At 61.8% G+C, this 7177-nt stretch carries 6 protein-coding genes and 1 tRNA gene; 4 read left to right on the top strand and 3 right to left on the bottom strand.

Going from position 1 to position 7177, the window contains the following annotated elements; genetic code table 11:
• The first annotated feature begins 85 nt into the window (after positions 1-85).
• A complete protein-coding gene (locus tag HMCN_RS0116665; RefSeq protein ID WP_025918447.1) occupies positions 86-985 on the top strand; it encodes a LysR family transcriptional regulator in 900 nt (299 codons plus the stop codon).
• A 103-nt stretch (positions 986-1088) separates the two neighbouring features.
• Here HMCN_RS0116665 and HMCN_RS0116660 read toward each other — a convergent pair.
• Positions 1089-1165, bottom strand: a tRNA-Pro gene (locus tag HMCN_RS0116660).
• A 150-nt stretch (positions 1166-1315) separates the two neighbouring features.
• On the opposite strand from HMCN_RS0116660, the gene glmU reads away from it, so the two are divergent.
• Positions 1316-2677, top strand: coding sequence for a bifunctional UDP-N-acetylglucosamine diphosphorylase/glucosamine-1-phosphate N-acetyltransferase GlmU (gene glmU, locus HMCN_RS0116655; RefSeq protein WP_025918446.1), 1362 nt, complete (start codon positions 1316-1318; stop codon positions 2675-2677).
• Positions 2678-2869: 192 nt separating this feature from the next.
• Here the strand turns inward: glmU and HMCN_RS0116650 are convergent, their stop codons facing one another.
• Positions 2870-3346 (bottom strand): Lrp/AsnC family transcriptional regulator, encoded by a 477-nt coding sequence (locus HMCN_RS0116650; RefSeq protein ID WP_025918445.1) that lies wholly within the window; start codon positions 3344-3346, stop codon positions 2870-2872.
• A gap of 152 nt (positions 3347-3498) precedes the next feature.
• Between HMCN_RS0116650 and glmS the strand changes: the two genes are divergently transcribed.
• Both glmS and HMCN_RS0116640 read left to right on the top strand, forming a co-directional pair.
• Positions 3499-5328 (top strand): glutamine--fructose-6-phosphate transaminase (isomerizing), encoded by a 1830-nt coding sequence (gene glmS, locus HMCN_RS0116645; RefSeq protein WP_025918444.1) that lies wholly within the window; start codon positions 3499-3501, stop codon positions 5326-5328.
• A gap of 189 nt (positions 5329-5517) precedes the next feature.
• Complete coding sequence (locus HMCN_RS0116640; RefSeq protein ID WP_238552223.1) at positions 5518-6513, top strand: hypothetical protein; 996 nt, start codon at positions 5518-5520, stop codon at positions 6511-6513.
• Positions 6514-6889: 376 nt separating this feature from the next.
• On the opposite strand, the gene HMCN_RS0116635 is transcribed toward HMCN_RS0116640, so the two are convergent.
• Positions 6890-7177 (bottom strand): c-type cytochrome (locus HMCN_RS0116635; protein ID WP_025918442.1); only part of this gene is annotated, 288 nt, incomplete at its 5' end.

The following is a 7177-nucleotide window of genomic DNA, read 5'->3' as shown; positions in this document are numbered from 1 at the left end:
AAAAAAGTAGGGGTATCATGTTTTTATGCCATTTTACGCATGCATTCAGTGCGGGATAAAAATATACTATCGCCCGAGAACCGCAATGCGCCTGACCCTGCGCCAGCTACAGATCTTCCTCGCCGTCTGCGATGGCGGCAGCACCAGTGCCGCCGCCCAGGCGATTGCGCTGTCGCAGTCGGCCACCAGCGCGGCGCTGAACGAGCTGGAGCAGCTGCTCGCCATCCGGCTGTTCGACCGGGTCGGGAAACGGCTGCTGCTCAACGACAACGGCCGCCTGCTGGCGCCGCAGGCGCAGCAAATCCTGGACGCGGCCTTGACCATCGAGCGGCAATTCGCGCAGGCCGATGCCGGCAACGCCATCGGCCTGTACATCGGCGCCAGCACCACCATCGGCACCTATCTGCTGCCGCGCATCCTGACCAGTTTCTGCTCACGCCAGACGCCAGCGCTTCCGCGCGTGATGATCGCCAACACCGCCGACGTGGCGGCGGCTGTCGCCAGTTTCGCAGTCGATGTCGGTCTGATCGAAGGCCCCTGCCACGAGCCCGAGCTGCAGGTGGAACCCTGGCTGACGGATGAATTAATCGTGGTGTGCGCGCCGCACTACCCGCTGGCCGGCAGCGCAGCGCGTGGCGCGGTCACGCCGGCGATGCTACGCGAAGCCGCATGGCTGCTGCGCGAACCCGGCTCCGGCACGCGCGAGGCGGTCGAGCAGGCGCTGGTGCCGCATCTGCATAGCCTGCGCTCGGCCGGCGAATTCAGCAGTGCGGAAGCGATCAAGCATGCCGCCGCCGCAGGGCTGGGCGTGGCCTGCCTGTCGCGGCTGGTGGTGGCCGATCTGATGGAAGTTGGCAAGCTGGTGCAGCTGAAAACTACGCTACCGCCGCTGCAACGCCATTTTTACCTGGTGCATCAGCGACGCAAGATTCTGTCGGCGCGGCTGTCGGCCTTCATGCAGTTCTGCCGCGACTGGAGCCAGTAGTCCGCCAGGAATGCAGCGTCGCAGGAGTCGGCACGCACATGCCGGCGCAAACTGCCGCGGAAATACAAAAAGGACCGTCAAAGACGATCCTTTTTCTTGAAACTGGTCGGAGTACAAGGATTCGAACCTTGGACCCCCTGGTCCCAAACCAGGTGCGCTACCGGGCTGCGCCACACTCCGAAGAGTGCGAATGATACCCTTTCGGGATCGCTGCGGTCAAGCCCCATCCTGAAATTCCCCGCCCGCCCGCCACACTGGGCCGCGGCGGCATTTCCGGACCGCGCGGATGATACACTTTTCACCTTTCCAGACTCCATGACAAGCCACTCCATGAACATCGTCATCCTCGCTGCCGGCATGGGCAAACGCATGCAATCGGCGCTGCCGAAAGTGCTGCACCCGCTGGCCGGCAAACCGCTGCTGGCGCACGTACTCGATACCGCGCGCAGCCTGTCGCCCTCGACCCTGTGCGTGATCTACGGCCACGGCGGCGAACAGGTGCCGGCTTTGCTGGCCGCCCCCGACCTGACTTTCGCCCGCCAGGAGCCGCAGCTCGGCACCGGCCATGCGGTCGCCCAAGCGGCATCGCAACTGAATGACGCGGAGCCGACGCTGGTGCTGTACGGCGACGTGCCGCTGACCGCTGCGGCGTCGCTGCAACGCCTGATCGCCGCCGCCGGCCGCGACAAGCTGGCGATCCTGACGGTGGACATGGACGACCCGACCGGCTACGGCCGCATCGTGCGCGAACACGGCGCGATTACCCGCATCGTCGAGCAAAAGGATGCGACCGACGCCGAATGCGCAATTACCGAGGTCAATACCGGCATCCTGGTCGCGCCCACCGCGCCGCTCAAGCGCTGGCTGGCGACGCTGTCGAACAACAACGCGCAGGGCGAGTATTACCTGACCGACATCGTCGCGCGCGCGGTGGCTGACCGCGTGCCGGTGGCGTCGGCGCAGCCGGCGGCGGTATGGGAAACGCTGGGCGTCAACAGCAAGGTGCAGCTGGCCGAGCTGGAGCGCATCCACCAGCGCAACCTCGCCAACGCCCTGCTGGAACAGGGCGTGACCCTGCTCGACCCGGCCCGCCTCGATGTCCGCGGCAGCCTTGCCTGCGGGCGCGACGTCACGATCGACGTCGGCTGCGTGTTCGAAGGCGAGGTGCAGATCGCCGACGGCGCCCGCATCGGTGCCCATTGTGTGATCAAAAATGCCGGCATCGGCGCCGGCGCGCAGATCCTGCCGTTCTGCCACATCGAAGATGCGGCGGTCGGCGCCCAATCCGTGATCGGCCCGTATGCGCGGCTGCGCCCCGGCACCGCGCTGGCCGAAGGCGTGCACATCGGCAATTTCGTCGAAATCAAGAACAGCCAGATCGCCGCCGGCAGCAAGGCCAACCACCTGTCCTACATCGGCGACGCCACCATCGGTGCGCGCGTCAACATCGGCGCCGGCACCATCACCTGCAATTACGACGGCGCCAACAAGTTCCGCACCGTGATCGAGGACGACGCCTTCATCGGCAGCGACAGCCAGCTGGTGGCGCCGGTGACGGTCGGCAAGGGCGCGACACTGGGTGCCGGCACCACGCTGACCAAGGACGCGCCGGCCGGTGCGCTGACGATTTCGCGCGCCAAACAGGTAACGTTGAGCGGCTGGCGGCGGCCAGTCAAGCTGAAAAAGCAATGACAACTATTTTTATGGAGTATAACCAGAAACAATGCCATTACCACATGTATTCAGGCGAACTTGAAATATACTGCCATAATTAGCAGGATGGCCAGCGATCGCGCAACCCGGCATCGCCAGCCGCAAATGACGGATGATGCGATGAGGCCGCTGATCCGACCCGTTAAAATCAAAACGACCCGGACACCGTCCTCACAGCGCGATCCGGGTTTCGAACTTGCTGCGGTGAATCGAGAAAAAACTGCGCACATTGCGCACGTTGGCGTGCCCGGCGAACAGCCGGTGCGCCAGCGCATGGTAGGCCGGCATGTCGGCCACCTGCACCAGCAGCACGAAATCCGGCCCCGGCGCCACCCGGTAGCACTGCAACACCGCATCTTCCACCGCCACCAGCGCCTCGAACTCGACCATCCGCTCGGACGCCTGATGATCCAGCGTGATCTCGACGATCGCGCTCAAGCCGGCGCCGACCTTCTCCGGTGCGAGAATCGCCACCTGGCGCGCAATCACTCCGGCCTCGATCAGGCGCTTGACGCGGCGCAAACAGGTTGGCGGCGATGCATGCACCCGCGCCGCCAGATCATGGTTGGTTTGCGACGCGTCAAGTTGCAGCGCGTTCAGAATGCGACGATCCAGTTCATCGAACTGTGAAACAGGAGTTTCAATCATAAATATTCCATTTACTTAAATATTCTGGAATATTATTCCATTTATATGCCACGTTGAAATATTCAGTCATATTCAAACAAATTAAGACAACATATTTCATTCGCACTCCTCTACGATGCAGACTTGAACAATAAAACCCTCAGGAGACTGCCATGTGCGGTATCGTCGGCGCGGTTGCACAACGCAATATCACCCCCATCCTGATCGAAGGCTTGCGCCGGCTCGAATACCGCGGCTACGACTCCTGCGGCGTGGCGTTGCATGTCGATGGCCGCTTGCAGCGTTCGCGCAGCACCGCGCGCGTGGCTGAACTGGAAGCGCAGGTCGCCTCCACCGGGCTGGCCGGCTTCACCGGCATCGCCCACACCCGCTGGGCCACGCACGGCGCGCCGTCCTCCGGCAATGCCCACCCGCATTTCTCGCCGTCCAGCAGCGACGCCCGCATCGCGCTGGTGCACAACGGCATCATCGAAAACCATGAAGAACTGCGCGACGAGTTGCGCGCACTCGGCTACGTGTTCGAGAGCCAGACCGACACCGAAGTCATCGCCCACCTGATCGACCACATGTATGCGGGCGACCTGTTCGACAGCGTGCAGCAGGCGGTCAAGCGGCTCGATGGCGCGTACGCAATCGCGGTATTTTGCCGCGACGAACCGCACCGCGTGGTCGGCGCACGGCAAGGCTCGCCGCTGATCGTCGGCGTCGGCCAGGGCGAAAACTTCCTGGCTTCGGATCCGATGGCGCTAGCCGGCGTCACCGACCAGATCATCTACCTGGAAGAAGGCGACGTGGTCGACCTGCAACTGCAGCGCTGCTGGATCGTCGACGCCGGCGGCAAGGCGGTGCAGCGCACGGTGCGCACCGTGCACGCCCACACCGGCGCGGCCGAACTGGGGCCGTACCGCCACTACATGCAAAAGGAAATCTTCGAGCAACCCAGCGCCATCGCCAATACGCTGCAGGGAATCGACGCCATCATGCCGGAGCTGTTCGGCGACGGCGCCCACGGCATTTTCCAACAGATCGATTCGGTGCTGATCCTGGCCTGCGGCACCAGCTACTACGCCGGCATGACCGCCAAATACTGGATCGAATCGATCGCCAAAATCCCGGTCAGCGTCGAAATCGCCAGCGAATACCGCTATCGCGACAGCGTGCCAAGCCGGCGCGCGCTGGTGGTCACCATCTCGCAGAGCGGCGAAACCGCCGACACCCTGGCCGCATTGAAACACGCCCGCGCGCTCGGCATGGAGCATACGCTAACCATCTGCAACGTCGCCACCAGCGCCATGGTGCGCGAATGCGCGCTGGCCTTCATCACCCGCGCCGGAGTCGAAGTCGGCGTCGCCTCGACCAAGGCCTTCACCACCCAATTAGCCGCGCTGTTCCTGCTCGCGCTGACGCTGGCGCAGGTCAAGGGCAGACTGCCGGAAGCCAGCGAAGCCGATTACCTGAAACAGATACGCCACCTGCCGGTCGCGATCGCCGCGGTGCTGGCGCTGGAGCCGCAAATCATCGCCTGGTCGGAAGACTTCGCGCGCAAGGAAAACGCACTCTTCCTGGGGCGCGGCCTGCACTACCCGATTGCGCTCGAGGGCGCACTCAAGCTCAAGGAAATCTCCTACATCCACGCCGAAGCCTATCCGGCCGGCGAGCTCAAGCACGGCCCGCTGGCGCTGGTCACCGAGCAGATGCCGGTGGTCACCATCGCCCCCAACGATGCGCTGATCGAAAAGCTGAAATCGAACATGCAGGAAGTGCGCGCCCGCGGCGGCCAGCTCTACGTCTTCGCCGACAGCGACTCGCGCGTAAAACCGGGCGAAGGCCTGCATGTGATCCGCATGCCGGGGCACTATGGCCAGCTGTCGCCGATCCTGCACGTAGTGGCACTGCAACTGCTGGCCTACCACACCGCACTGGCACGCGGCACTGACGTCGACAAGCCGCGCAATTTAGCCAAGTCGGTGACGGTGGAATAAGCATGCATATCTGCCAAACGATCACCGCCCCGACTGGCTATAACGAATTAAGATGCGGAACCTCGTGACCAGCTGCTTTAAGCCTGAACCGGCTTTCCGATCACCTTGATCTGTGATCTGGAACAGAATGTCCCGGGAAGAATCCAGCACAATCTGGCATCAGAGTAATTTTTTGGAGAGTCAGGGTTGATGTCACTTTCCGCTGACCGCAGCATGGCCTTGGTTATCGAATCGGAGGATAAAATGCGCTACCGGATCGTACTATGGATGCTCTTTTTGGCTGTGCCTTCGGCCATTGCGCAACTGAGCATTGGAATCGGGCTTCCTGGCGTGAACATCGGAATCAACCTGCCGGTATTCCCCAACTTGGTCCAAGTGCCGGGTTACCCGGTCTACTATGCTCCGCAACTGCGTTCGAATTTTTTCTTTTACGATGGCATGTACTGGGTATACCAAGCGGACAGCTGGTATGCGAGCACCTGGTACAACGGGCCATGGAGCTTGGTAACCCCGGAAGCCGTGCCGCTTTTCGTCCTGCGAATTCCCGTCCGCTACTACCGGAATCCGCCCGCCTACTTTCGCGGCTGGCGGCCGGATATGCCGCCACGCTGGAGCGAACACTGGGGCAATGAATGGGAGCAGCATCGAAGGGGGTGGGACCAGTGGAACCACAATTCTGCTCCAGCACCCGCCCCGCTGCCTGTCTACCAACGACGGTATTCAGGGCCGCAATATCCCAGAGCACAGCAGCAACAGCAGTCGCTTCACAGCCAGAATTACCGTTACCAGCCGCATGATGCGTTAGTGCGCCCGTACTATCAGGGGCAGCCAGTGCAAAGATCGCCTGCGCCTTTGCAACGCGGGCAGCAGAATACCCAGCGCTCGAAGCCGCCAGCACCGCCCCGGCAGGACGGCCCGACCACCCTGCACCCACAACCGCAGCAAAGAGGCAGCGAAGACGTTCAGAGATCAGCACCAGTCCAAGCGCATACTCGACAAAAAGATGCGGCAGAACAGGATCGGCGACAGCAGCCGCATCAAGGTCCAGCCCCGCATGAGCAGCAGTCGCCACGGTCAATCCAGAAAAATACTCAGGATGGCAGGGACGCACCGCGGGAGCCAAGACATGGACCGGGACCAAGACAGGAAAAAGGCGATGAACGAGCTCAGGAACGCAGCAAGTAACGCGACACGACACGGAACAGCCGTACATCCTGGTTTTGGCGAGTGGCCGCCGCCGTGCCTGCGAACGTCAATCTCCTTGCGCGAAAACGGATCACGGCGCGTTGCTCGGCGCGCGGAGGCGTCATGAATTTTGCCTGGCGGAAGTTGGCGTTTTAAAACCGCTTCGCATGCATGCAGTAAAACGACCGGCAAATGCAATGGCAGCCTGGACTTGGGCGGCACGCGCGCCTTTTGAAAAAAGCCATCAATTTGGCGCTGCGGCGTCCCTTGCGAAAAATTGGCCCCGATGAGTAAGTCGGTGCCAGTGCGCGCAAAAAACACCCGCAGATTTCACTGATGGCCCTATAAATTCAAACAGGAAATTTCCGTTTGCATCTTATTGAAGCGACGGCAATGCTTCCAGATAGGCGGCGACGCCTGCAATATTCTCAGGCGTGAGTCCGTGAGCGACCGTTTTCATGACACTGCCTTCTGGTCTTTCATCGGTTCTTTGAAAGACCAACAGTTGCTTCACGATATAGTCGGCGTGCTGGCCAGCCAGACGGGGAAACTGTTGCATGCCCTCGCCTTTTGCTCCGTGACAGGTGGCACAAGCAGGCGTGTTGTTTGCGGCAATCCCTTGTGCATAAATAGATTGACCGCCTTTAACCAAGTTTGAATTTTG

It is taken from the genome of Herminiimonas sp. CN (assembly GCF_000622895.1).
Lineage (GTDB): Bacteria > Pseudomonadota > Gammaproteobacteria > Burkholderiales > Burkholderiaceae_D > AVCC01.
The sequence above is the reverse complement of the archived record's forward strand: the minus strand, read 5'-3'. Positions and strand labels throughout refer to the sequence as shown.

Bases quoted from the DNA above. Each gene is read 5' to 3' on its own strand.
- HMCN_RS0116665 (WP_025918447.1), top strand. From the start codon at position 86: ATGCGCCTGACCCTGCGCCAGCTACAGATCTTCCTCGCCGTCTGCGAT.
- glmU (WP_025918446.1), top strand. From the start codon at position 1,316: ATGAACATCGTCATCCTCGCTGCCGGCATGGGCAAACGCATGCAATCG.
- HMCN_RS0116650 (WP_025918445.1), bottom strand. From the start codon at position 3,346: ATGATTGAAACTCCTGTTTCACAGTTCGATGAACTGGATCGTCGCATT.
- glmS (WP_025918444.1), top strand. From the start codon at position 3,499: ATGTGCGGTATCGTCGGCGCGGTTGCACAACGCAATATCACCCCCATC.
- HMCN_RS0116640 (WP_238552223.1), top strand. From the start codon at position 5,518: ATGTCACTTTCCGCTGACCGCAGCATGGCCTTGGTTATCGAATCGGAG.